General features: G+C 59.2%; 24 protein-coding genes. 11 read left to right on the top strand and 13 right to left on the bottom strand.

Annotation, left to right across the window (positions count from 1 at the left end; translation table 11 throughout):
* Positions 1–6 precede the first annotated feature (6 nt).
* From bchL to ACR0AI_RS13155, 11 genes are all read left to right on the top strand, one after another.
* The gene (bchL, locus tag ACR0AI_RS13205; protein WP_480674279.1) at positions 7–906 is read left to right on the top strand and encodes a ferredoxin:protochlorophyllide reductase (ATP-dependent) iron-sulfur ATP-binding protein; all 900 of its coding nucleotides are present in this window, start codon (positions 7–9) and stop codon (positions 904–906) included.
* The gene (bchM, locus tag ACR0AI_RS13200) at positions 906–1574 is read left to right on the top strand and encodes a magnesium protoporphyrin IX methyltransferase (protein ID WP_480674281.1); all 669 of its coding nucleotides are present in this window, start codon (positions 906–908) and stop codon (positions 1572–1574) included. Before bchL ends, bchM begins: the two co-directional genes overlap by 1 nt.
* Complete coding sequence (locus ACR0AI_RS13195) at positions 1571–2992, top strand: PucC family protein (RefSeq protein ID WP_480674283.1); 1422 nt, start codon at positions 1571–1573, stop codon at positions 2990–2992. The genes bchM and ACR0AI_RS13195 overlap by 4 nt, the downstream gene beginning before the upstream one ends.
* Positions 2993–3023: 31 nt before the next feature.
* Positions 3024–3794: a photosynthetic reaction center subunit H gene (gene puhA / locus ACR0AI_RS13190; protein ID WP_480674285.1), complete on the top strand. Its 771-nt coding sequence runs from the start codon at positions 3024–3026 to the stop codon at positions 3792–3794.
* 17 nt (positions 3795–3811) lie between these two features.
* Positions 3812–4435 (top strand): photosynthetic complex putative assembly protein PuhB, encoded by a 624-nt coding sequence (gene puhB, locus ACR0AI_RS13185; RefSeq protein WP_480674288.1) that lies wholly within the window; start codon positions 3812–3814, stop codon positions 4433–4435.
* A 9-nt stretch (positions 4436–4444) separates the two neighbouring features.
* Positions 4445–4906: a photosynthetic complex assembly protein PuhC gene (gene puhC / locus ACR0AI_RS13180; protein ID WP_480674290.1), complete on the top strand. Its 462-nt coding sequence runs from the start codon at positions 4445–4447 to the stop codon at positions 4904–4906.
* A 12-nt stretch (positions 4907–4918) separates the two neighbouring features.
* The gene (locus tag ACR0AI_RS13175) at positions 4919–5215 is read left to right on the top strand and encodes a hypothetical protein (RefSeq protein ID WP_171327865.1); all 297 of its coding nucleotides are present in this window, start codon (positions 4919–4921) and stop codon (positions 5213–5215) included.
* Entirely contained in the window at positions 5212–6339 is a 1128-nt protein-coding gene (acsF, locus tag ACR0AI_RS13170) for a magnesium-protoporphyrin IX monomethyl ester (oxidative) cyclase (RefSeq protein ID WP_170474548.1), read from the top strand. Before ACR0AI_RS13175 ends, acsF begins: the two co-directional genes overlap by 4 nt.
* Positions 6339–7142 (top strand): putative photosynthetic complex assembly protein PuhE, encoded by an 804-nt coding sequence (gene puhE / locus ACR0AI_RS13165; RefSeq protein WP_480674293.1) that lies wholly within the window; start codon positions 6339–6341, stop codon positions 7140–7142. The genes acsF and puhE overlap by 1 nt, the downstream gene beginning before the upstream one ends.
* The gene (gene hemA / locus ACR0AI_RS13160) at positions 7132–8346 is read left to right on the top strand and encodes a 5-aminolevulinate synthase (protein WP_480674295.1); all 1215 of its coding nucleotides are present in this window, start codon (positions 7132–7134) and stop codon (positions 8344–8346) included. Before puhE ends, hemA begins: the two co-directional genes overlap by 11 nt.
* 71 nt (positions 8347–8417) lie before the next feature.
* Entirely contained in the window at positions 8418–8843 is a 426-nt protein-coding gene (locus tag ACR0AI_RS13155; RefSeq protein WP_480674297.1) for a c-type cytochrome, read from the top strand.
* Here the strand turns inward: ACR0AI_RS13155 and dxs are convergent.
* The 13 genes from dxs to ACR0AI_RS13090 all read right to left on the bottom strand — a co-directional run bounded on the left by dxs (position 8840) and on the right by ACR0AI_RS13090 (position 21746).
* Entirely contained in the window at positions 8840–10762 is a 1923-nt protein-coding gene (dxs, locus tag ACR0AI_RS13150) for a 1-deoxy-D-xylulose-5-phosphate synthase (RefSeq protein ID WP_480674299.1), read from the bottom strand. The two genes, ACR0AI_RS13155 and dxs, sit on opposite strands and share 4 nt — an antisense overlap.
* A 189-nt stretch (positions 10763–10951) precedes the next feature.
* Positions 10952–12067 (bottom strand): photosynthetic reaction center cytochrome PufC, encoded by a 1116-nt coding sequence (pufC, locus tag ACR0AI_RS13145; protein WP_480674301.1) that lies wholly within the window; start codon positions 12065–12067, stop codon positions 10952–10954.
* A gap of 1 nt (position 12068) precedes the next feature.
* On the bottom strand, positions 12069–13055 hold the full coding sequence (gene pufM / locus ACR0AI_RS13140) for a photosynthetic reaction center subunit M (RefSeq protein WP_170474567.1): 987 nt from the start codon (positions 13053–13055) through the stop codon (positions 12069–12071).
* Between the two features lie 3 nt (positions 13056–13058).
* Positions 13059–13898 carry a photosynthetic reaction center subunit L gene (gene pufL, locus ACR0AI_RS13135; protein ID WP_170474570.1) on the bottom strand — a complete coding sequence of 280 codons (840 nt, stop codon included), beginning with the start codon at positions 13896–13898 and terminating at the stop codon, positions 13059–13061.
* Positions 13899–14016: 118 nt separating this feature from the next.
* Positions 14017–14175, bottom strand: a complete 159-nt coding sequence (gene pufA / locus ACR0AI_RS13130) for a light-harvesting antenna LH1, alpha subunit (RefSeq protein ID WP_170474572.1) — start codon at positions 14173–14175, stop codon at positions 14017–14019.
* Positions 14176–14188: 13 nt separating this feature from the next.
* Positions 14189–14338, bottom strand: a complete 150-nt coding sequence (pufB, locus tag ACR0AI_RS13125; protein ID WP_170474575.1) for a light-harvesting antenna LH1, beta subunit — start codon at positions 14336–14338, stop codon at positions 14189–14191.
* 87 nt (positions 14339–14425) lie between these two features.
* Positions 14426–14653: a cytochrome PufQ gene (gene pufQ / locus ACR0AI_RS13120; protein ID WP_170474577.1), complete on the bottom strand. Its 228-nt coding sequence runs from the start codon at positions 14651–14653 to the stop codon at positions 14426–14428.
* A complete protein-coding gene (gene bchZ, locus ACR0AI_RS13115) occupies positions 14641–16134 on the bottom strand; it encodes a chlorophyllide a reductase subunit Z (RefSeq protein WP_480674304.1) in 1494 nt (497 codons plus the stop codon). Before bchZ ends, pufQ begins: the two co-directional genes overlap by 13 nt.
* Complete coding sequence (gene bchY, locus ACR0AI_RS13110) at positions 16134–17690, bottom strand: chlorophyllide a reductase subunit Y (RefSeq protein ID WP_480674306.1); 1557 nt, start codon at positions 17688–17690, stop codon at positions 16134–16136. Before bchY ends, bchZ begins: the two co-directional genes overlap by 1 nt.
* A complete protein-coding gene (locus tag ACR0AI_RS13105; RefSeq protein ID WP_171327847.1) occupies positions 17687–18688 on the bottom strand; it encodes a chlorophyllide a reductase iron protein subunit X in 1002 nt (333 codons plus the stop codon). Before ACR0AI_RS13105 ends, bchY begins: the two co-directional genes overlap by 4 nt.
* Positions 18685–19623, bottom strand: coding sequence for a chlorophyll synthesis pathway protein BchC (gene bchC, locus ACR0AI_RS13100; RefSeq protein WP_480674308.1), 939 nt, complete (start codon positions 19621–19623; stop codon positions 18685–18687). The genes ACR0AI_RS13105 and bchC overlap by 4 nt, the downstream gene beginning before the upstream one ends.
* Positions 19624–19749: 126 nt before the next feature.
* Positions 19750–20784 carry a methyltransferase gene (locus ACR0AI_RS13095; RefSeq protein WP_480674310.1) on the bottom strand — a complete coding sequence of 345 codons (1035 nt, stop codon included), beginning with the start codon at positions 20782–20784 and terminating at the stop codon, positions 19750–19752.
* Positions 20785–20876: 92 nt separating this feature from the next.
* Complete coding sequence (locus ACR0AI_RS13090; protein WP_480674312.1) at positions 20877–21746, bottom strand: polyprenyl synthetase family protein; 870 nt, start codon at positions 21744–21746, stop codon at positions 20877–20879.
* Positions 21747–21830: the final 84 nt, after the last annotated feature.

Below are 21830 nucleotides of genomic sequence, written 5' to 3'. Positions count from 1 at the left end.
CACGTCATGAGCCCATTGGACAAAAACCCTCCGAACCTGACTGGCCTTGATGGAGAAGGCTCAGTTCAGGTGCATCAGGACCCGACTGCACGGATCGAAGGGGCCAAGGTATTCTCAGTCTACGGCAAGGGCGGGATCGGAAAATCCACGACCAGTTCGAACCTGTCAGCCGCGTTTTCGACTTTGGGCAAGCGGGTGTTGCAAATCGGATGCGACCCGAAACATGACAGCACTTTCACCCTGACCGGGTCCCTGGTGCCAACCGTGATCGACATTCTGAAAGAGGTCGATTTCCACCCCGAAGAGCTGCGCCCCGAGGATTTCGTGTTCGAAGGCTGGGGCGGCGTGCAATGCGTCGAGGCCGGTGGCCCTCCGGCAGGCACAGGGTGCGGCGGGTATGTTGTCGGCCAGACGGTGAAGCTGCTGAAACAGCATCACATGCTGGACGACACCGATGTCGTGATCTTTGACGTCTTGGGCGATGTAGTCTGCGGTGGGTTCGCCGCGCCGCTGCAACATGCCGACCGGGCGGTAATTGTCACTGCGAACGACTTTGACTCGATCTATGCGATGAACCGGATCATCGCTGCTGTTCAAGCGAAATCCGCCAATTACAAAGTCCGTCTGGCCGGGTGCGTCGCCAATCGCAGCCGCGACACGGATGAGGTGGACCGCTTCTGCGATCAGGTCGGCTTCAAGCGCATCGCGCATATGCCTGATGTCGACGCCATCCGGCGTTCGCGCCTGAAGAAAAAGACCCTATTCGAGATGGATGATGACGAAGACATTGTCCGCTGCCGCGCCGAATATGTCCGGCTGGCAGAGACGCTTTGGAACGGGACTGACGCATTGGCGCCTGAACCTCTGCCAGACCGGGAAATCTTTGAGCTGTTGGGGTTTGACTGATGACCTATGAAGCCACACGCGCTCGGGTCGAGACCTATTTCGACCGCACCGCCACCCGCACATGGGAGCGGTTGACCAGCGACGCGCCTGTGTCAAAGATCCGCCAGACCGTGCGCGAAGGCCGCGATCAGATGCGCGACCGCCTGCTGGAAGGGCTGCCCACAGACCTGACGGGGCGCCGTATTTTGGATGCGGGCTGTGGCACCGGCCAATTGACCGAAATCCTTGCTGCACGTGGGGCCGAGGTGGTGGCCATTGACATCTCCCCTGCCCTGATCGGCATCGCCCGCGCGCGCTTGCCCGAAGCGTTGCAGGACCAAGTCGACTTCCACGCGGGCGACATGTTGCACGAACCCAACGGCCCCTTTGATCACGTCTTCGCCATGGACAGTCTGATCTATTATGACGCCGACCATATCCGCGAAGCGGTAGATCGCTTTGCAGGTCACGGCGCAAACGTCCGGTTTACCGTGGCTCCCCGCACGCCTCTGCTGGCCGCCATGTGGTACGCAGGCAAGGTTTTTCCAAAAAATGACCGCTCTCCAACTATGGTGCCCCACAACACCAAGGTGCTGACCCGTAGGCTCGATGATGCCGGAACGGTCCGAGATCTGGGTCGCGTTAATTGCGGCTTTTACATCTCTCACGCGCTGGAGGTTGCTTCATGAGCCAGCGCCCCTCGTCCTTCACCCGGATACCGGCCGAGTTCCTACCCTTCGCAGATGCCGCAAGCGCGGACCTGCCGATGGGTCAGTTACTGCGGCTGTCGCTCTTCCAGGTGTCGGTCGGTATGGCCTCGGTCATGCTGCTGGGGACGCTGAACCGCGTGATGATTGTCGAGTTGGGCGTGGCCGCCACGGTCGTTGCCATCATGATCGCCTTGCCGGTCCTGATTGCGCCCTTCCGCGCCCTTCTGGGCTTCCGTAGTGACACCCATCGCAGCGCGATTGGTTGGAAGCGCATCCCTTACCTGTGGTTTGGCTCGATCTGGCAAATGGGTGGACTGGCTGTGATGCCGTTTGCGCTACTGGTGTTGGGAGGCCATTCCACGCTGCATGTCCCCTTCGCCGGTGAGGCGTTGGCGGCGATTTCTTTCCTAATGGCGGGTTTGGGCATCCACATGACTCAAACCGCCGGGCTGGCATTGGCCTGTGACCGGGCCACGCCCGAGACACGGCCCAAGGTCGTCGCCCTGCTTTACGTAATGTTCCTTATTGGCATGGGGGCTTCGGCTCTGATCGTCGGCTGGCTGCTGCGCGATTTCTCAGACCTGCGCCTGATCCGCGTTGTTCAGGGCGCGGCTGTGGTTGGCATGGTACTAAACTTGATCGCCCTCTGGCGGCAGGAAAAAGTCCGCCCCATGAGTGCCGAAGAACGCGCAGCGCCCCGCCCTCGATTCAGCGATGCCTGGTCCGATCTTTTAAGCGGAGGTCAGGCCGGGCGGCTGCTGGCAGTCGTCTTCCTGGGCACCATGGCGTTCAACATGCAGGACGTGCTGCTTGAGCCTTATGGCGGTGAAATTCTTGGCCTTTCGGTCTCGTCCACGACCGTTCTGACGGCCATGTGGGCCACCGGAGCACTCGCAGGGTATGGGCTGTCCGCGCGCCTCCTCGGGCTGGGTCGCGATCCGATCCGCCTCTCCTGCGGCGGCATTCTGGTCGGGATCGCCGCGTTCAGCGCCGTGATCTTCTCGGCCCCGATGCAGGCCCCGCTATTGTTCTTCACCGGAGCAGGGTTGATCGGCTTTGGCGGCGGCATCTTCGCCGTATGCACTCTGATCTCAACCATGTCCCTGCCAGAACAGGGCTTTGCCGGGCGTGGCTTGGCCTTGGGTGCATGGGGTGCTGCGCAAGCGACCGCCTCGGGACTTGCCATCGCCCTTGGCGGTGCACTGCGCGACATCGTCAACATCCAGGCGCTGCAGGGCAACCTCGGCACCGCACTGAATTCGAACGCGACGGGTTATTCCGTCGTCTACCACACTGAAATCGCTTTACTTTTCGTTACGCTCATTGTGCTTGGGCCGCTGGCGACGCGCAAACGTCGGGCGACTGGCCCAACCGGCCTGCCGGAGTTCCCGACATGATGCGCAAAACACCAAAAGAAAGGATCACGGCATGACCCAGACCTTTTTCGGAGAATTCGACCTCGCAAGCCTATCGATCTGGCTGTTCTGGGTCTTTTTCGCCCTTTTGATCTTCTACATCCAGCGGGAAAACATGCGCGAAGGCTTCCCTCTGGTGGATGACGACGGTGAGGAAGCGCCCAATCAGGGTCTGTTCCCGGTCCCCGATGACAAGACCTTTAAACTGCCCCGTGGGCGCGGAGAGCTGACTGTTCCGAGCGGCCAACGTGGTGATCGCGATGATCTGGCACTGGAACGCACAAACGCCGCTGGAGGGTATCCGTTCGAGCCCACCGGCAACCCGATGGTCGACGGTGTGGGGCCCGCCGCCTGGGCTCCACGACGCGATATTCCGGAGCTGGACGGCCATGGACACCTCAAACTGCAGCCAATGCGCAAACTTGAGGCATTCTCGCACGCCGCAGGCCGAGACCCGCGCGGCAAACCCGTTGTGACCGGCGACAATCAGGCCGTCGGCACCGTCACCGATATGTGGGTCGACGTACCTGAGCAACTGGTCCGCTATCTCGAATACGAACTGGACGCGGAACATGGCGGCGGCACCCGGCTGGTGCCTTTGACCATGGCGCGCATCTGGTCGAACCGGGTCAAGGTCCGCTCGATCTTTGCCGAGCATGTCAAGGACGTGCCGCAGATCGAGAACCCCGATCAGGTCACCCTGCTCGAGGAAGAGAAAATCAGCGCCTACTACGCCGGCGGTACGCTTTACGCCAGCGAAGCCCGGCAAGAGCCGCAGATCTAAGGACAGGAGCCACCCGCATGTCACATGACGATTTCGCAGTCGAACCGGTGCCGGGCCTGCCGGAACGCCCGCCCGAGGGTGAGGTGATCCTTTGGCAGGGTCGCCCGCACTGGTGGGCGCTTGCGAAATCCTCTGTCAGTGTCTTGTGGATTGCGGGCTATTTTGCGGTCCTGACGCTCTGGCGCTTTGTCTCGGTGGTGGACCTGATGCCACTGGATCTGGCCATTGCTGCGTCGCTGCCCTTCGTGATCCTTGGGGCCGTAACCTGCGCGCTTCTCGTCCTGTTTTCGGTCATTCAGGCCCGGTGCACGATGTACACGCTGACCAACCGTCGCGTAGCCATGCGGATCGGGGCCGCGCTGACCATCACGCTGAACCTGCCATACTCGAAAATCGCCAGCGCAGATCTGGACCTGCGCAAGGATGGCACCGGCACGATTGCCCTTACGCTGCAAGGCCCGACGCGGTTCAGCTATCTGCTCTGCTGGCCCCATGTGCGGCCGTGGCGCTTCAACACCCAGCCTGCCCTGCGCTGCATACCCGATGCAGAAAATGTTGCGCGCATCTTCGCAGATGCCGCCGAGGCGCAGGTCAGCATCCCGCGCGTCGAGCGCGCCATGAACCCAATCGCGGCGGAATAGGTGAACAGCGTGACCGATACCCAAACCCATAGCCAAGACCGCGAGTTGATCCCGCGTGTGTTGCTGCGGGCCATGGGGCTGTTGGTTTGTGCTGTTCTGGCGATCGTCACTTATGCGCGTATCGCCGATGTGCCACTTTCGGCGACGCCTCCGGCGGCTGAAATCACGCATGAGCGCGCGATGATCTTGATCAGCGATGGCGTCAGTGGAGCCGTCAGCGTGCTGTCGCCCGAAGGTGCAGTCATTGCCCAGCTGGACGCCACCCAGGGCGGCTTCGTCGCCGGTGTTGCCCGGGTCATCGACCGCAATCGCGCGCAGGCCGATCTGCCTGCACACACCCCCGTCATCGTAACGCGCCGCGCCAACGGCCGTCTCGATATCACCGATCCCGCAACGGGATGGAGCGCCGACCTCATGGGTTTTGGTGCCGATAACGCCAGTCGTTTCGCCAGACTTCTGGATCAACCTTGAAAGGAAGCCAACATGGGACTTTTGACGAAAGACTTTGAACGCGCGCCCTGCACAGTCGAGGTGAGCCACAAATTCGAGAGCCTGCACGCCCATGTAAGGTTCGACAACGGTGCCGTGATCTATCCCGGCGACGAAGTGCAGGTGAAAGGCCCAGAAATCATGGCCCCGTTCGGTGAGATCGTCATCGAACAGCGCGAAGCGACGATCATACGCGCCAGCCTGCTCGAACGTCTCTGGACCCGCCTTACGGGCGATTTCGAGGTGATGGAGCTGTGCGAATTCTCCTTCTCTGAGGAGGTCACGCTATGAATATGCAATCCAAACATACCGCAGACGCCACCACGGTCGAAGAGGGCCTGGCCATCGCAGCCGAGCAAGACGCGATCTATAACGACGAGATGGCGACCGAGACCGCGATGCAGAACACTCTGCTGACGCCGCGCTTTTACACCACCGACTTCGACGAGTTGGACGCGATTGATGTATCCTCGGTTCGCGAGGACTGGGACGGGCTGATTGCCCAGATGCTCTCGGACCCGAACAAGGGGCATTTCAAAAAGAACGAAGATTGGGACCAGATCGACTGGGACGGAATGGAGCCGCAGTTGAAGAAAGAGTTCATCGACTTCCTGATCTCGTCCTGTACCGCCGAATTCTCAGGCTGTGTGCTGTACAAAGAGATGAAGCGGCGCGGGAACAACAAGGACATCACCCAGCTGTTCCAGCTGATGGCCAGGGATGAAGCGCGCCATGCGGGTTTCATCAACGATGCGCTGCGCGAGGCCGGGCTACGGGTGAATCTGGGCTTCCTGACCCAGAAGAAGAAATACACCTATTTCCGGCCCAAGTTCATCTACTACGCCACTTACTTGTCGGAAAAGATCGGCTACGCCCGCTACATAACCATCTTCCGCCACCTTCAGGCTAACCCTGAGCATCGGTTCCATCCGATCTTTAAGTGGTTTGAAGAGTGGTGCAATGACGAGTTCAGCCATGGCGAAGCGTTTGCCCTGCTGATGAAGACCGACCCCAAGCTGACCTCGGGCGTCAACGTGCTGTGGATCAAATTCTTCCTGACCGCCGTTTACGCGACCATGTTCGTGCGCGACCATCAGCGACCCGCTTTCCATGAGGCATTGGGCGTCGATCCAGATTGGTATGCCCACGCGGTGTTCGAAAAGACCAGCGAACTCAGCAAGCAGATCTTTCCGATCACGCTGGATATCGACGATCCGCGTTGGCTAAAGAACTGCCGTGCGCTGTATCGGGCCAACGCAGACATTGCCAAGGCGAAGGAACGCGGTGGCATCTCGGGTAAGATCGCTCAGCTTTGGGGCTCACTCCGCGCCGGGCGCGCCTTTGCGGCGCTGTATTTCATCCCGGCGAAAAAGCACGAGGTTCCGGCCCAAACAAGATTGGAGCCCTGCTACTGATGACCCTCGCCCCCTGGATCGCCGCGCCCATTGCGCTTTTCCTCTGGTGGTTCTCCACCGGGGCGATCCTGTGGGTGGTCCGTCGCAGCGTGGGAGGGCGAAGCCGCGCTGCGCTGTGGTCGCTACCCGTACTCATCGCAGGGCTGGCCGGGTTCTGGCTGTCGCTGGGCGATGGCAGCACCGGTTCAATCTATCAGGGTTTCACAAGCGCTCTGGCGATTTGGGGCTGGATCGAGCTGGCCTTCCTTTGCGGTATGATCACCGGCCCAAACGCCTATCCATGCCCCACCGACGCGCCATTATGGGAACGCTTCATCCGCGCTTGGGGCACCATTGCCTATCACGAGATGCTATTGGTCCTGATCACCATCGCGCTGGCGCTGATCAGTTGGAACCAGCCCAACACCGTTGGCGCTTGGTGCTTCGGCATTCTCTTCGCTGCCCGCATCTCCGCCAAGTTGAACCTGTTTTTCGGCGTACCGAAATTCAACACCGAGTTTCTGCCCGACCACCTATCGCACTTGCCCAGCCACTTCCGAATTGCCCGGATGAACTGGTTTTTTCCCATTTCCGTTTCGCTGCTGTCCGTCGCCGTCGCCCTGTTCATGGCCCGCGCCGGGCATGCCGCGACCGACCCGATCAAGACAATGCAAATTTTGTTGGCCAGCCTCACTTCGCTGGCCCTACTCGAACACTGGTTGCTGGTTCTGCCGCTCCCCGACGCCAAGCTGTGGCGCTGGATGTTGCCGGACCCGAAACCACTGACCATGAATACCAAAAGGGAGGGACGTCATGGAATTTGACAAGATGTTCAACGCGCAGCTGGATCAGCTGAAAGAGGAAGGCAATTACCGGATCTTTGCCGAGCTTGAACGGCTCTGCGGCGCGTTCCCGACCGCGAAATCGCATGTCGAAGACAGCCCTGACAAGGTGACTGTCTGGTGTTCGAATGACTATCTGGGCATGGGTCAGAACCCTAAAGTGCGCGAAGTGATGAAGGAGGTCATCGATAGCTGCGGCGTAGGTGCCGGTGGCACACGTAATATCTCGGGCACCAATCATCACCACGTTCGGCTTGAGGCGGAACTGGCCGATCTGCATGGTAAAGAAGCCGCTTTGGTTTTCACCTCGGGCTATGTGTCGAACTGGGCTTCGTTGTCGACCCTGGGCAGCCGCCTGCCCGACGCGGTGATCCTGAGCGATGAGCTGAACCACGCCTCGATGATCGAAGGCATCCGCCATTCGCGGGCCAAGAAAATCATCTGGAAGCATAATGACCCCGAAGACCTCGATCGCAAGCTGACGGCCCTCCCTGTCAACAGCACCAAGATCGTGGCGTTCGAGTCGGTGTATTCCATGGATGGCGACATCTGCCCGATGAAAGAAATCGTTGAAGTCGCCGAGAAGCACGGGGCGCTGACCTATCTGGATGAGGTCCACGCGGTCGGCCTTTACGGTCCGCGTGGCGGTGGCATCAGCGAGCGCGAAGGGCTGGCAGATCGCATTACCCTAATCGAAGGCACGCTGGGTAAGGCCTACGGCTGCGTCGGTGGTTATGTCACAGGGTCCGAGGCGCTGTGTGATTTCCTACGCAGCTTTTCCAGCGGGTTTATCTTCACGACCGCCCTGCCTCCGGCGGTTGCGGCAGCGGCGACCGCCAGCATTCAGCACCTGAAGACCAGTAATACCGAACGGATGGCCCAGCGGCGTCAGGCGAAACGTCTGCGTGACAAACTGGACGCATATGGCATCCCGCATATGGACAACCCAAGCCATATCATCCCGGTCATGATCAAGGACCCGGTCAAATGCCGGATGCTGTCCGATATCCTGATGCAGGACTACGGAATCTACGTGCAGCCGATCAACTATCCGACCGTCCCGAAAGGAACGGAACGGCTGCGCTTTACACCTTCGCCCTTGCACAGTGATGACGACATCGACCGTCTGGTCGAGGCGTTGATGGTGCTTTGGAAGCAATGCGCCTTGGCTCACGCGGTTGCCTGATTTCAGTGCTTCCAGAATTGACTTTGAGGCAGACGCCCTAATTCAAAAGAACTTCGGAGGAGGAAATACAGATGAAAAGAATCCTGTCTGCTGGCGCAGCACTGGCGACTTTCGCAGGCCCCGCTTTTGCCGAGGGGGACGCTGAGAAAGGCGCCAAAAATTTCAACAAATGCAAAGCCTGCCATGTCATTGCGGATGACGCAGGTGAAGAGATTGTCAAAGGCGGCAAGACCGGGCCTAACTTGTATGGCATCGTGGGTCGGACAGCCGGAACATATGAAGGCTTCAACTACTCGGACGCAATGGTCGCTGCAGGTGAGGCCGGACTGGTTTGGGAAGAGGCAAACTTCACCACCTATGTGGCAGATCCATCGAAATTCCTGAAAGAGTATCTCGACGACACCAGTGCGCGTGGGAAGATGACATTCAAGCTGCGCAAAGAAGATGAGGCTGCCAATATCTGGGCCTATCTGGCTTCGGTCGGCCCTCAGTCCTAACGAGCAGCTGAGAAAGAAATCACTTTGGCTTCGTGCGCGTGAAGCGCGCGAACCGCGTCCGCAATATCCTCTGCAGTCATTCCCGCATCTTCATACATCTCATTCGGCGCGGCCTGTTCGATGAAACGGTCAGGCAGCGTGATGGCGCGAACTTTCAGTCCGCGATCCAAAGCGCCTGTATTGGCCAGATGCGACAGGACATAAGCGCCGAACCCGCCTTGTGCGCCTTGTTCCACTGTCACAATAGCGCTGTGGCTGGCTGCCAGTTCGGTCAGCAAATCGGTGTCGATTGGCTTGGCAAAGCGTGCATCCGCGATCGTCGGGTGATGCCTCTCATCCGCCAGTAAATCCGCCGCGGCCAGACACTCAGAGAGATGTGCGCCCAGCGAGAGAATGGCCACTTCTTCGCCTTCGCGAACGATCCGCCCTTTGCCAATTGGAAGGATCTCTCCGCGTTCGGGAAGCTCCGCGCCAACCCCGGCCCCACGCGGGAAACGGACGGCGGACGGACCCGCATCATGAGACAGCGAAGTTGCAATCATGTGGCGCAGCTCTGCCTCATCCGACGGGGCCATCACAACAAATCCGGGCAGGCTACATAGATAGGTCAAATCGAAAGCCCCCGCATGGGTCGCACCGTCAGCCCCGACAAGGCCTGCGCGATCAATCGCAAAGCGGACCGGCAACCCCTGTAAGGCAACGTCATGTACGACTTGGTCATACCCGCGCTGCAGGAAGGTCGAATAAATGGCGCAGACAGGCTTTAGACCACTGGCAGCCATCCCGGCCGCAAAAGTGACCGCGTGTTGTTCGGCGATGCCAACATCGAACACACGACCAGGGAACCGGTCGGCCATGGTCTTGACCCCGGTCCCGGCTGGCATTGCAGCGGTCACCGCAACAATCGACGGGTCTCGGCTGGCCTCGTCTGTCAGGGTGTCGCCAAACACCGAGGTATAACTGGGCGCGTTGGCCTTAGCTTTGTTCATTGCCCCTGTTGAGACGTCGAACTTGGACACGCCATGATACTTATCTGCGCTATTCTCGGCTGGGGCGTAGCCTTTGCCTTTGACAGTCACGCAGTGGATTAGAACCGGCCCGGTCGCGCGTGCCCTCGCGGCGCGCAAAACAGGCAAAAGCTGATTCATGTCATGCCCATCGATGGGACCGACATAGTCAAATCCCAATTCCTCGAAAAGCGTACCTGCGCCTGGGAGCCCGGACACCAACTGCCGCGCCCGGCGCATCCCTGCGCGTACTGGGGGAGGCATAGCGGCCTCGAACCCTTCGGACAGGGATTGCATCCGTGCCAGTGGTTCCGACGCATAGAGCCGCGACAGATAAGTCGACATTGCACCGACTGGTGGCGCGATGCTCATCTCATTGTCATTCAGGATCACGAACAGCCGCCGACCTTCGTCGCCCGCATTGTTCAGCGCCTCATAAGCCATCCCGGCACTGATCGAGCCATCACCGATCACCGCAATCGCATCCCCGGTTGGCATCCCCATATCCCGACCAATGGTGAACCCCAACGCTGCACTGATGGAAGTGGAACTATGCGCCGCCCCAAACGGATCGAACACGGACTCTGAGCGTTTGGTGAACCCGCTCAGCCCATCTTTCTGGCGCAAGGTCCGCATCCGGTCCCGCCGTCCGGTCAGTACCTTGTGCGGATAGCACTGGTGACCAACGTCCCAGATCAGCTTGTCCATCGGGGTGTTGAACACCGCATGCAATGCCACAGTCAGCTCGACCACGCCCAGCGAGGATCCCAGATGCCCACCGGTTTCTGAGACAATGTCGATGACCTCATCGCGCAATTCATCGGCAATACGCGCCAGTTCCGCATCGCTGAGCATCCGCAGATCAGCGGGTCCGGCAACGCGGTCCAACAGGGGGGTGGCTGGGTGTGTCATGGGTTTACTCCGGTCTGTAGACCGGCGATCTGCACGGGATGGAACGCACGTCCGTGCAGATCGCCGGCCAGGTGTTCTGTCGCCACAGAACGGGTTTGGAACACGAGATGTGCCCCGTGCGCGGACCCGAGGAAGCCACCCAGTCCGTGCTGCGTCAGAGCATGCCGATCTTTGGGGAGACGGCCTGCCCTATTCGTATTCCGGTGCCTCGGGCGTGGTCAGTTCCGGCCAGTCCGCGATCATATTCATGCCCTGCAACGGCTGCTGATAGCCCTTGTGACAGGTCCGGCAGGCGGCTTTGGGCGCGTCCTGATGAATCGGTCCAAGACGCTCTTCCGGGTAGAGCTCACCCAGCGGAACCAGATAGTCGTTGTTCAATTCCTGCACCATGGCGATGCCGAGGCTGGCGGTCGCCCATTGCGGGGTAACCTCAGCTGTGTCGTAGAAGGCGCGGCTGTTGTGGCAGAACACGCAATTCACGCCCAAGGAGTTGTCGAAATAGTTCATCAGGGAATAGGTGCGTTCAGTGTCCTGAATAGACCGGAAGCCCTCGTCTGCGGGCGAGCCTGCAACTCGGGACTCCAAATCGTGCACACCGATAATTCCGTAGTCCAGAAGGTAGGCTTCTAGCGCATCTGACGGCAGCGATGTTGACTGGCTTTGCACTGTCGCCCGATTTTGAACTGCGCCCCACCCCGTCATCGCATCGACAACCGGAGTGATGCGGAACCAGATGTCGCTGGGCACGTTCTGACCCCGGTGGCAGGTATAACAGTTCACGCCAACCTCTTTGTTGGCATTCACATGCCCATCCCAGTTTTCATTGATGTTCTGGGTCATCTCGATCATGCGCCGGGAAACCAGTTTGGTGTAGAGGTTATCCTCACCATAGGTTTCCAAATCTCCGTCGCCATGACAGTAGGCACAGCCCTGCTCCGGCGCGACCCAGAAGGTCATTGCGTTCATTAGGCGATTGAAGTTGTCTTCGGTCAGATCACCGAGAACCTGCACGTTTTCGTATATATCCTTGGCAAGAACGTCACCGGGCTGCGGGATATAAGGTTCCTCAGTCAAGTAATCCGCGATTGTTGGATCAGGTTGCGTGATACGCGAGTCGAATTTTGTCACAGACATGCCAGTGCCGCGCGGCCCAGTTTGGACGCTTTCCGTCTTAAAGGGCTGCCCGAAAGCCACGAGCATCGTCGCTATCAAGACCGCGCCTCCAACAGCACCGACTAAGATGGCAGGGCCATAGACATTCGTTGGGTTGTCTGAATTCCAGTCATTGAACCAGCTCGGAAGCATCTCAGTTCTCCTGCCCAATGAAGCCTTCGTACGTTCCGTAAGCTTCGTATCCGTATGACCCGTCATAAGCGGGGGCGAAGTTGTGTTCCTGAGCCCAGATGAACCAGTTATCGACCACAGTGCCTGTAAGCAGAATACCGATCCCACCGGTGATCGGGGTAAGCACCGCAAACCACCAGGCCCAGCGATGGATACCCTCCATCGTCGCGTTGAACCCCATGGTCCAACGCCAGAACAATGCGGCACGTTCCGAGGCCGTGCCACGATCCACGATCTGCTCCAGCTCGCGGTCGCCGCCAAAACGCGTAACCGCCAGAATGGTCGCTCCGTGCATTGCAAACAGCAGGACTGAGCCATAGAGGAATACGATCGAAAGACAGTGGAACGGGTTATAGTAGAGGTTGCCGTAGCGGATCGAGAAAGCTGTGGTCCAATCCAGATGCGGGAAGATGCCGTACGGCACCGCTTCGGACCAGGATCCCATGAAAATCGGGCGGAATAGGCCCAGGACCAGGAACAGCCAAATCGCTGCTGCAAATGCCCATGCCACATGCTTGCCCATCTTGTGTTCTTGCGCCAGTAAGTACGTGCGCAGCCACCACGAACACACGGAAACTAAGAGAAACACGCTGGCAATGATGTACCAGCCGCCGTCAGTTAGCGGTGGGATCGTCAGCCCGTATTCGGGGCTGGGCGGCTCCAGAGCCAGCCAGAAGCCTTGGCGTAAGAACTCCGAAATCGACCAATTGACCTGCGCCAACATGTTCAGCCCGACGATGTTAAGCCAAAGTATCCCTGTCGCCAGACTGACAACACCAAATGTGCCCAAATAGATCGGCCCGAGCTGAGCGTTCCCAAGCCAGCCAGCTAATTTCGAAAAAGTCGGCTTGCCAATCCGTTCCTCGGCCATACGACCGTTATCGTCCATGCCCCACTCAGGCTCACCTTGAACTTGAACTTGGGTAAAGATGTTCTGATACTCAATCATGGGTCACATCCCCGCCTGAGAAGGCCAGATCGGCAGTTCAAGCCACCAGTTCCACCATTCGGGCCATCCTTTTGTCCAAACGGGCCCCGAGATAATGATGCAGACGGCAGAGAAGAAGACTGCGTTGATCGCCAAAAGAAATCCGAGACGATGAATACCCAGCGTCCCGATCGAATAACCGATGAAATCGCGGAAGAACGTGTCTTCGTGATCGGGCGTTTTCATCTCTTCACCCTTTTCCGGATTGGCCGCCGACAGGATCAGCGCACCGTGCAGGGCCAACGCAAAGGTGGTGGTGAAGAATAGGGTCACGGCCAGCATGTGGGCCGGGTTGTAGTGAAAATGCAGATAGGCGTATCCAGTGTTCGACACCCAATCGAGGTGGCTGAAGATGCCATAGGGAAATCCATGCCCCCACGCGCCCATCAGCAGCGGGCGGAACACAACCAGCGTGACATAGGCAAGAATGGCAAAGCTGAAGGCGAAGGGCACATGATAGCCCATCCCCAGCTTGCGAGAAATTTCAACCTCGCGTAGTGCCCAACTTACAAAGGCACCTACAGCACAAAAGGTAATGATCTGCCAAAGCCCACCCTCCGCTAACGGGGCCATTCCCAAACCGTAGCTCAGGTCCGGCGGTGCTATATTAATGAGCCAGGGGTTGAACGTGCCTTGCATTGCCGCACCCCAGAAGATCAGAATGGTACCGAGTGCAGCAAAGAACGCGGTCGTGACGCCGAAGAAGCCGACATAAAACGGACCGAACCAGAAATCGAATAGATCTCCGCCGATCAGAGTCCCGCCACGAACGCGGTATTTCTTTTCAAAGCTCAGCATCGCCATTGTCTTACTCCGACGTTTTCGGTCCGTGCCGGGTGCCAGTGTCCCGGTCTGCGCCGCGGGCGGGTCATACCGCCCGCGGCAGTTTCATTGGTCCATCACAGGATGCCGCCAACCGGGTTTAGAACCCGGCGGTCGATGCAGCGTTCTCAAACCAGTTGAGACCGCTGCTCAGCACTGCGAGATGGATCATGACGGCGAGCAGGAAGAGGAACACGCCTTGCGCCACAAAGACGCGACGCGGATCAAAGATCAGCCAAATCTTGTAGAATTTTGCCATTCTTAATCCCTCCTCAGAACCACGGAGCCCAGATATAGGTTGCCAGATGGGCAACCAGTGCAACGATCGCGAACAGCCATAGGCCGCTCATGTAGACCGAATGCAGCTCCTGAGCTTGCTCGTCGGTAAGACCTGTGAAGGACAGGTCGTTGTTATCAGCCATAAGGAACCTCCGGATCATTATGCTGACGCCGCTTACCCAGCGGCTGGGCCCCGCCCCGCGTAATGCGGGCCGGATCTCGGGTCGCCCTCACTTGGAGAAAATGAGTGGCGTTATCCTGTCGGCCTCGGACCAGGCCCGCGCCAATGGGCCGCGCAGATTCAGCGTGCGGCGGCGCAGGGACAGTCTGATCCATTCGATCATCGCGAGGGGGATCGAAATCAGGAACAGGATCGTGAAATAGAAGATGAACTCGGGCGTGCGTTGCGAACGCTTCTTGCCCGTTTCACTTGGGGAATTCAGGGTTACTGCTGGCACAGGTCTCCTCCTTCGGTTAGATCAGTTTTGGAACGCGCGGGGTCCAGAGCCTGAACGGTGCTGGCAAAGACGCGCGCGTCCCCGTTGGACAGGGCCGCCTGTTCAGCGGCGTCGCGTAGATATTTCGCGGCGGAAATACGGGTGAGGACCGGATGACTTTCCAGTATGCGTTCCAGCGCGGCGCTGGCATCCTCGTCCCATGGCAATTCGGTGCGTTGCGTGGCAGGGGTGGCTGGCCCCGCATCCATTTCCGTACCAAGCGGCAGGATGTGGAACAAAGCGTCGAACAGCCCGTTGCAGACCTCTTGCAGAACATAGGTCGCGCCCGCGTAGCCCATGAAAGGCGTACCGGTTGCCCGACGGATAGCAGCCCCCGGAAAACTGGCAGGAATAAAAGCCGGAGATGGCCCGAACCCACCTTTTTGTTCGGCGAGGTAGATTTTTTCGTTGATGCTGCCGAACACGACAAGAGGCTTCTTCTGCGCTACCAGCGCGCGCACCTGATCATTGTCGGTCTTGGTCCCGGCGCAGCGCGCGACCGAGAAACCACAGGGCAGGCCCAAATCCTCTTCCAAAAACAGCCTAAGACCCCGCGCGTAAGTCTCATTAGCGACAACCCCGAACGACGCGGTGGCAAAGAAATCCTGCGTGACTGAGCGCCACAGGTCCCAGACCGGTTTGATCGTCGAGTGCTTTTCGCGCGTGATGAACGGTTCCGGGTTCAACCCTGTTATTTCACCCAGTTTGCGCAGGAATTTGGTGGTCGACTCGACGCCGATTGGGGCTTGTAGATAGGGCTTGCCCAGCAGCTCGGCCAAACCTCGACCAAATTCGCGGTACATGACGATATTGACGTCGGCATTCACCAGATTGCGCATTTCGGCCAGATGCGCCCCCAAAGGCATGACCATATTGACCTCGGCCCCGATGCCTTCGACCAGACGCCGGATCTCGGCCAGGTCGCTGGGCATGTTGAACGTGCCATACATGGGCCCAAGGATATTGACGCGCGGTTTTGCGCCATCGTCCCGTTTTTTCTCGGGCGGCATCCGACCCTTGGTCATTGCGAATTCAGTGAAAATCCACGTCATCGCACGGTCGGCGGCTTCCCACTGATCCTCATCAATGGTGCGCGGCAGAAAGCGTTGAATGTTAGTGCCCTGAGGCGTCACGCCCCCGCCGATCATCTCGGCAATCGACCCGGTGACAACCACCGCTGGCAGTGCCGGATCAAGCGTGCCCCATGCGCGTTTCATCGCCTCTTCGGTCCCGTCGCGGCCCAGTTCCTCTTCGCCCAAACCAGTGACAACGATAGGCAATTCATGCGGCGGCAATGCGTCGGTGTAGTGCAGGACGGACGTGACAGGCAGGTTTTCACAGCCAACCGGCCCGTCAATCACCACTTGCAAGCCCTTCACGGCGCAGAAAGCATAAACAGCCCCCCAATAGCCCCCGGCGCGGTCATGATCTTGGATCAGCATCAGATCATCTCCTGCGCTTTGGCGGCTTTGGCCTGCCGTTCCAGTTTTTTCTGATTGAGGGTGCGGAAATCGGGGCGCAGGTTCGGGTCGCGCTCCCAGATCCCGGCAGCATCTTCGGTGCCGACCTCTTCGAAGAAGTCGCGCATGCGGTCCATCCGGTCCTTGTTGGCAATCGCCGCGTTGATCACCTGCGCCAATGATCCCGCGCCCGCAGGTCCCATCAGTGGGCGGGCTGATATCAGGTTGGTGAAATAAAGCGCCGGGATGCCCAGTTGCTTGGCCTTTTGCACCACCGGAGTTGTGCCGATGGCCAGATCGGGTTTGATCCCTTTCATCGCCGCGCAATCCTGTTCCAGCGAGGCGCGGAATTGCACCTTGGAACCATGCGCTTCCAGCCAGTCAGCGTCTTGCGCAGACCATTGGCTTTTGGCGCAGGCGGTGCCGACATAGGGCACAGTTGCGCCGCTTTCGATCAACAGACGCGCCACCAGCAGCTCGCTTCCCTCATAGCCTGAGACGGTCACCGTCCCTGAGATCGGGGCTGCGGCCAATGCGCCCTTGATTGCGGGTAGGAACGCGTTCTGCGCCGTGCCCACTTTTTCCGCGGAAAGACCAAACACGTCACCGATGGACGACAGCCAAGCAGCCGTGCCCTCCACCCCGACTGGCCCACTTCCCAATACAGGACGGCCTGCGGCCTCAAATTCCCGAATGGCCGAGGTGTAGAAAGGATGAATCGCCGCCACCGCACCACAATCCAGCGCGGCATAGAGCTCACGCCATTCGCGGCAGGGAACAACTGGTCCAGCGGCAAGACCCAGCGGGGCCAACATTTGGCCAATCATCACCGGATCGGCGGGGAACATCTCGCCCAGCAAACTGACAGTAGGCCGATCCTGCCGCGCACCGTCCGGGGCGGAGACCGGCCCTGCTTCGGCCTCAGAGCGGGCATAGGCCAGCATGGCGCCGGCCAGAACATCCTTGGCCTCGGCATGGGTTGGAATGCCGAACCCCGGCACATCTATCCCGACGATCCGCACCCCATTGATTTCATTTGGCAAAAGGCGCAGGGGAACGCCGCTGGCGGTTGGAACGCAAAGGTTGGTGACAACCACGGCATCGTATTTCTCAGGGTCCGCGAGATCGTAAACAGCCGCGCGAATGTCTTCGAACAGCTTGCCGGTGACCAATGTTTCCGAGTTGAACGGCACGTAGCCCACCGATCGCCGCGCGCCGTAGAAATGGCTGACAAAGGTCAGACCATAGACGCAGCAGGCCGAGCCGCTCAGAACCGTAGCCACCCGTTTCATCCGAAGCCCCACACGCAGCGAGCCAAAGGCGGGGCACATGCTTTGCGGTTTGTCATGGGGGCCCTGCGGGTAATCGCGCGCAAATTGGTCCAGCAACTCGGACTGGCCTGCGATGCGCGCGGCGACTTCCATCTCGGACCCGGAATGACAGCCCAAGGCAGGCGGCTCACCGACGGTTTCCACGCGAGGTTCGCCCTTGATCACCTGCGCCTCAGCGGACGCGTCATATGTGACTTCTTTGTTCATGCGTCGTCGTAGATCACTTCCAGGGATTTCTTGGGCGCTGCGTTCTTGCCGCGCATGTCTTCGTCGGTGGCCGGAACCAACTCGATCCCCGCTCCGGTTTCCTTACCGTCAAACAGCGCCAGTAGACCGTCCTGATCCAAAGGCGCTGGCCGGACCGGCGGCGCGTCGGCCACGTTCAGGCCAAGGGCGGCGAAAAGAGGGCCCCACTGGCCGGATTCCGTGCCAACAATCTGATAATTCGCTGATTTCTTTCGCAGATCATCATCCTGTGGGATCGACGCGAGAACCGGGATATTAACCGCCTCAGCAAAGGCGTGCGCCTCACCCGTTCCGTCGTCCTTGTTGACGACTAAACCGGCGACGCCAACGTTACCGCCGAGCTTGCGGAAGTACTCCACCGCCGAGCATACGTTGTTAGCGACATACAGCGATTGCAGGTCGTTCGAGCCAACCAGAATGACCTTCTGTGCCATGTCTCGCGCAATCGGCAAGCCAAAGCCGCCGCAAACCACGTCGCCCAGGAAATCCAGCAGAACGAAGTCAAAATCCCAATCGTGGAAGCCCAGCTTCTCCAGCAGTTCGAACCCGTGGATGATCCCGCGACCACCGCAGCCACGCCCGACCTCGGGGCCGCCCAGCTCCATCGCGTAAACACCGCCACGCTTGAAGCAAACATCGCCGATTTTAACCTCTTCGCCCGCCAATTTCTTTTGGGTTGAGGTTTCGATGATCGTGGGGCACGCCTTGCCGCCAAACAGCAGCGAGGTTGTGTCGGATTTCGGGTCGCAGCCGATCAGAAGCACGCGCTTACCCTGCTCGGCCATCATGTGGCTGAGATTGGCCAGCGTGAAGCTTTTGCCGATCCCGCCTTTGCCATAGATCGCGATGATCTGGGTTTTCTTGACCGCCTCGGTCGGCAACACGTCGGCCAGATCCTCATGGGCCTCGGCCTTGAGCCGAGCGTCGAACTCTTTCAGGTTGGGGGCGTCGTCTTTCATGTGGTCTCCCAATCAAGAACAAGTTTCAGGCAGTCGGGGTCTTCGAAGGCTGTGGCATAGGCCGTCGCAGCATCCGGCGCGGGCGCGATATGGCTGATCAGATTGTCCAGCGACAAAGCCCCGCTTTCGACCAGCGAGCGGGTGGCGCGCATATCCTCGGGCGTCCATTCCGCCGCGATGCGCATTCGGGCCTCCTTCATGAAGGCGGGCGGGAACGCGAAGCTGAGCGGTTGGGTGTAGAACCCGGTCAGAACGATCTCGCCCGTGCGTTTCAGACGCGAGACCAGAGTGTTCAGGATCGCGCTATCGCCCGAGGCATCGTAGATGCAGCCATAGTCGCGGCGCGGGTCTTCCTCGGGGGCGATGACCTGATAACCTTCGGCCCCGTCACGGCGGGCTGGGTTGGTCTCCCAAACCAGCGGCGCGGGCGCTCCGGCAGCGATAGTGAGGCGCGCGAGTAGGCGCCCAACCACTCCATGGCCGACGATCAATTCAGGCACCTGATGGCCCAAACCGGCCATCGAATGACGCGCTGTAGCGGCCAGGGCCAACAGTGTCATTTCACGTTGACAGCCCGAGTCGAGTGGTGTGACACGATCGGCATCCGTCACGATCAGGCGCGAGGACCCTCCGAACAAGCCATACGCATCCTCGTAACAGGTGGCACCGGGTACAAAGACCTTATCGCCCACTCCGTATCGTGTATCGGACCCGGCCTCGACCACTTCGCCCACAGCCTCATAGCCGGGAACCAGCGGGTAGCCCATTCCGGGAAATGGCGGCATCTCCCCGGACCAAAACAGTTTTTCTGTCCCGGTCGAGACGCCGGAATGACGGATTTCAACCACCAAATCCGATGCGGATGGCGGGGACAATGTCACGGACTCGACAGACAGATGCCCGGGTCCATGCAGTACTACGGCTGAAGATCTCACGGTCTTCCCTCCCCTCGCCGACTTGGGACCCCTGATGGGTGAGTCCCTGGCGAGCTATTATGTCAGTTTAACTTTACGTATGTGTCTGTCAATTAAAACTGACACTTTACATGCAAACCGGCGACCTCAGCTCGGTTTTGAGGCCGTCACCGACGACGTTATGTAGCTGCGCAACGGTGTGAGTGAGGTAACGTCCACAAACCCAGCCTGTTCGAGCAGCGCAACGATTTGCATGGCTGACCGCGTCTTCCCGGTGCCCATGGCAAGCGTATAGATCGCAAAATAGACATCGGTGATCGGGTCCGGGTGATCCCCGCCCGACATAGGTTCTGAAACGATCACACGCCCGCCCGGTGGCAAGGCCTCAAACACCTTACTTAACAGATCTTGGACCGTCGCATCATCGTGATCATAGAGCACTCGGATCAGGCTGATTGCGTCGGCCCCCGTCGGAAACGGATCCGACCGAAAGCTCCCACCGACACAGCTAATGCGGTCCGACAGTCCGACAGAGGAGAGATAAGCGTCTGCGGCGTCACGGGTTTCCGGAAGATCAAACAATGTCAGCTGCATGTTCGGATAGCGGCGCGCGACTTCGGCCAGAAATGCGCCGCTGCCACCACCGATATCCACAAGATGGCGTATGCCGTTCAGCGAGACCTTGCGTAGCGTGTCCTCAGCCACAAGGCGCTGGCTGCGCGCCATCAAAAGGGAATAGCGGTCTGCCTCATCACGGCCCACATTGGTTGCGCTATGTACATAGGGCCAGAACTCAGACAGCTCGGTGCGCGCGACACCGCGCAGAAACGCCGACGGGTCTTCAAGGTCGCGATACAAAACCCTGTGATGCCGGATCATGTCAGTCAGCCCCGGCACACCGCGCAGCGCGGCCCCCTTGCGGGCCAACCCAAAACGCCCGTCGCGACGGCGCCGGAGAATACCCAAAGCCGCACCGGCCTGCAAAAAGACCAGCAATCGCTCGACCTTGACCCCGGTTTCATGCGCCAGCTGCCGTACAGGCTTTGGGCCATCTGCCAAGCGGTCGAACAGTTCGAATTCCACCAGAGCCACAAGAACCTGACTGGAGACAAAGCCTTGAATAATATCAAAAATCTCTGCCCCGTCCCGCCTGGCGAACCAGCGGGCGATCGGCAATCGCATTGCGAAGGATTGTACGTCAGTTCGTCCCAAAAGACGTCCAAGCTTAGTACTGATCGAAAACGGACGCGCAAGATCAGGCGACCGTCCCATTGTCAGGCCTTCGCAACTGCTGGCGTAACCGGGGTCAACGCTTCTGCTTGTTTGCGAACCAACTTGGCCAAAATGGCCTCGCCCGGACAGGACGGAATCGAGGCGATGGCACCGCTTAGGATATCATTCAACCGCTGAATAGCCCCTTGGACCCCAAATTCCTCGACCGCACTTGGACGGCCATGAAGATCGTCCTGCCCGGCAGGCTTGCCAAGTGCCTTTTCATCGTAAAGCGCATCCCGAAGATCATCTGCGACCTGATAGGCTTCGCCAATCCGTGCACCCAATTCATACCAAGGCTCAGCATCGTGCCCGGCTGCAACAGCCCCCATTTGGGTCGCCGCAACGAACAGCGCCCCGGTCTTTGATCGATGATACGCGCCCAGATCAATGTTCTGCTCGCTCTCCCATCCCTGCCCGGCACAGATGCCATTTGGCATGCCCGTCTGCTGCGCCAACAATGATAGTAGTCCCAGTGCGCGTTGAGGATCGTGCGTGGCCGCTCGTGTCAGAATGTCAAAGGCCAAGATGATCAAACTGTCACCGGTTAGAACCGCCAAAGGCTCGGAAAACGCACGGTGAACAGACGGCTTGCCACGCCGAATGTCCGCGTTGTCGAAACAGGGCAAATCATCATGAACAAGACTTGCACAATGGATGATCTCAAGCGCAGCGGCGGCGGCATCGGCTACGGCGGGTCTGTCGTCACCACAGGCTAGCGCGACGGACATCAAGATCGTCGGACGCACTCGCGCTCCGCCAGGAAAGCAAGCGTAGTCGAGCGCCCTTGCAAGCTGATCCGGTGCTGGGGCAACCCTTGCACGAGCAATGTTCTGCTGTATGGCACTATCGATCCTTGTCTTCAGTTCCATGCGCATCCCTTTGCTCTGACAACCCAGTGTGAAAGTTTAAATTGACACAATAGTGTAAATTACACTGGACAGTTATCCGTTCGG

It is taken from the genome of Ruegeria sp. BG3 (assembly GCF_056538485.1).
Note: the sequence above shows the minus strand (reverse complement) of the source record. Positions and strands in the feature narration are given on the sequence as shown.

Bases quoted from the DNA above. Each gene is read 5' to 3' on its own strand.
- ACR0AI_RS13175 (WP_171327865.1), top strand. From the start codon at position 4,919: ATGGGACTTTTGACGAAAGACTTTGAACGCGCGCCCTGCACAGTCGAG.
- pufA (WP_170474572.1), bottom strand. From the start codon at position 14,175: ATGGCAAAATTCTACAAGATTTGGCTGATCTTTGATCCGCGTCGCGTC.
- acsF (WP_170474548.1), top strand. From the start codon at position 5,212: ATGAATATGCAATCCAAACATACCGCAGACGCCACCACGGTCGAAGAG.
- bchZ (WP_480674304.1), bottom strand. From the start codon at position 16,134: ATGCTGATCCAAGATCATGACCGCGCCGGGGGCTATTGGGGGGCTGTT.
- ACR0AI_RS13195 (WP_480674283.1), top strand. From the start codon at position 1,571: ATGAGCCAGCGCCCCTCGTCCTTCACCCGGATACCGGCCGAGTTCCTA.
- pufL (WP_170474570.1), bottom strand. From the start codon at position 13,898: ATGGCGATGCTGAGCTTTGAAAAGAAATACCGCGTTCGTGGCGGGACT.
- ACR0AI_RS13155 (WP_480674297.1), top strand. From the start codon at position 8,418: ATGAAAAGAATCCTGTCTGCTGGCGCAGCACTGGCGACTTTCGCAGGC.
- hemA (WP_480674295.1), top strand. From the start codon at position 7,132: ATGGAATTTGACAAGATGTTCAACGCGCAGCTGGATCAGCTGAAAGAG.
- puhE (WP_480674293.1), top strand. From the start codon at position 6,339: ATGACCCTCGCCCCCTGGATCGCCGCGCCCATTGCGCTTTTCCTCTGG.
- ACR0AI_RS13095 (WP_480674310.1), bottom strand. From the start codon at position 20,784: ATGCGATTGCCGATCGCCCGCTGGTTCGCCAGGCGGGACGGGGCAGAG.
- dxs (WP_480674299.1), bottom strand. From the start codon at position 10,762: ATGACACACCCAGCCACCCCCCTGTTGGACCGCGTTGCCGGACCCGCT.
- pufM (WP_170474567.1), bottom strand. From the start codon at position 13,055: ATGATTGAGTATCAGAACATCTTTACCCAAGTTCAAGTTCAAGGTGAG.
- ACR0AI_RS13105 (WP_171327847.1), bottom strand. From the start codon at position 18,688: ATGAAAGACGACGCCCCCAACCTGAAAGAGTTCGACGCTCGGCTCAAG.
- bchM (WP_480674281.1), top strand. From the start codon at position 906: ATGACCTATGAAGCCACACGCGCTCGGGTCGAGACCTATTTCGACCGC.
- ACR0AI_RS13090 (WP_480674312.1), bottom strand. From the start codon at position 21,746: ATGGAACTGAAGACAAGGATCGATAGTGCCATACAGCAGAACATTGCT.
- pufB (WP_170474575.1), bottom strand. From the start codon at position 14,338: ATGGCTGATAACAACGACCTGTCCTTCACAGGTCTTACCGACGAGCAA.
- puhB (WP_480674288.1), top strand. From the start codon at position 3,812: ATGTCACATGACGATTTCGCAGTCGAACCGGTGCCGGGCCTGCCGGAA.
- bchY (WP_480674306.1), bottom strand. From the start codon at position 17,690: ATGAACAAAGAAGTCACATATGACGCGTCCGCTGAGGCGCAGGTGATC.
- pufC (WP_480674301.1), bottom strand. From the start codon at position 12,067: ATGCTTCCGAGCTGGTTCAATGACTGGAATTCAGACAACCCAACGAAT.
- puhA (WP_480674285.1), top strand. From the start codon at position 3,024: ATGACCCAGACCTTTTTCGGAGAATTCGACCTCGCAAGCCTATCGATC.
- bchL (WP_480674279.1), top strand. From the start codon at position 7: ATGAGCCCATTGGACAAAAACCCTCCGAACCTGACTGGCCTTGATGGA.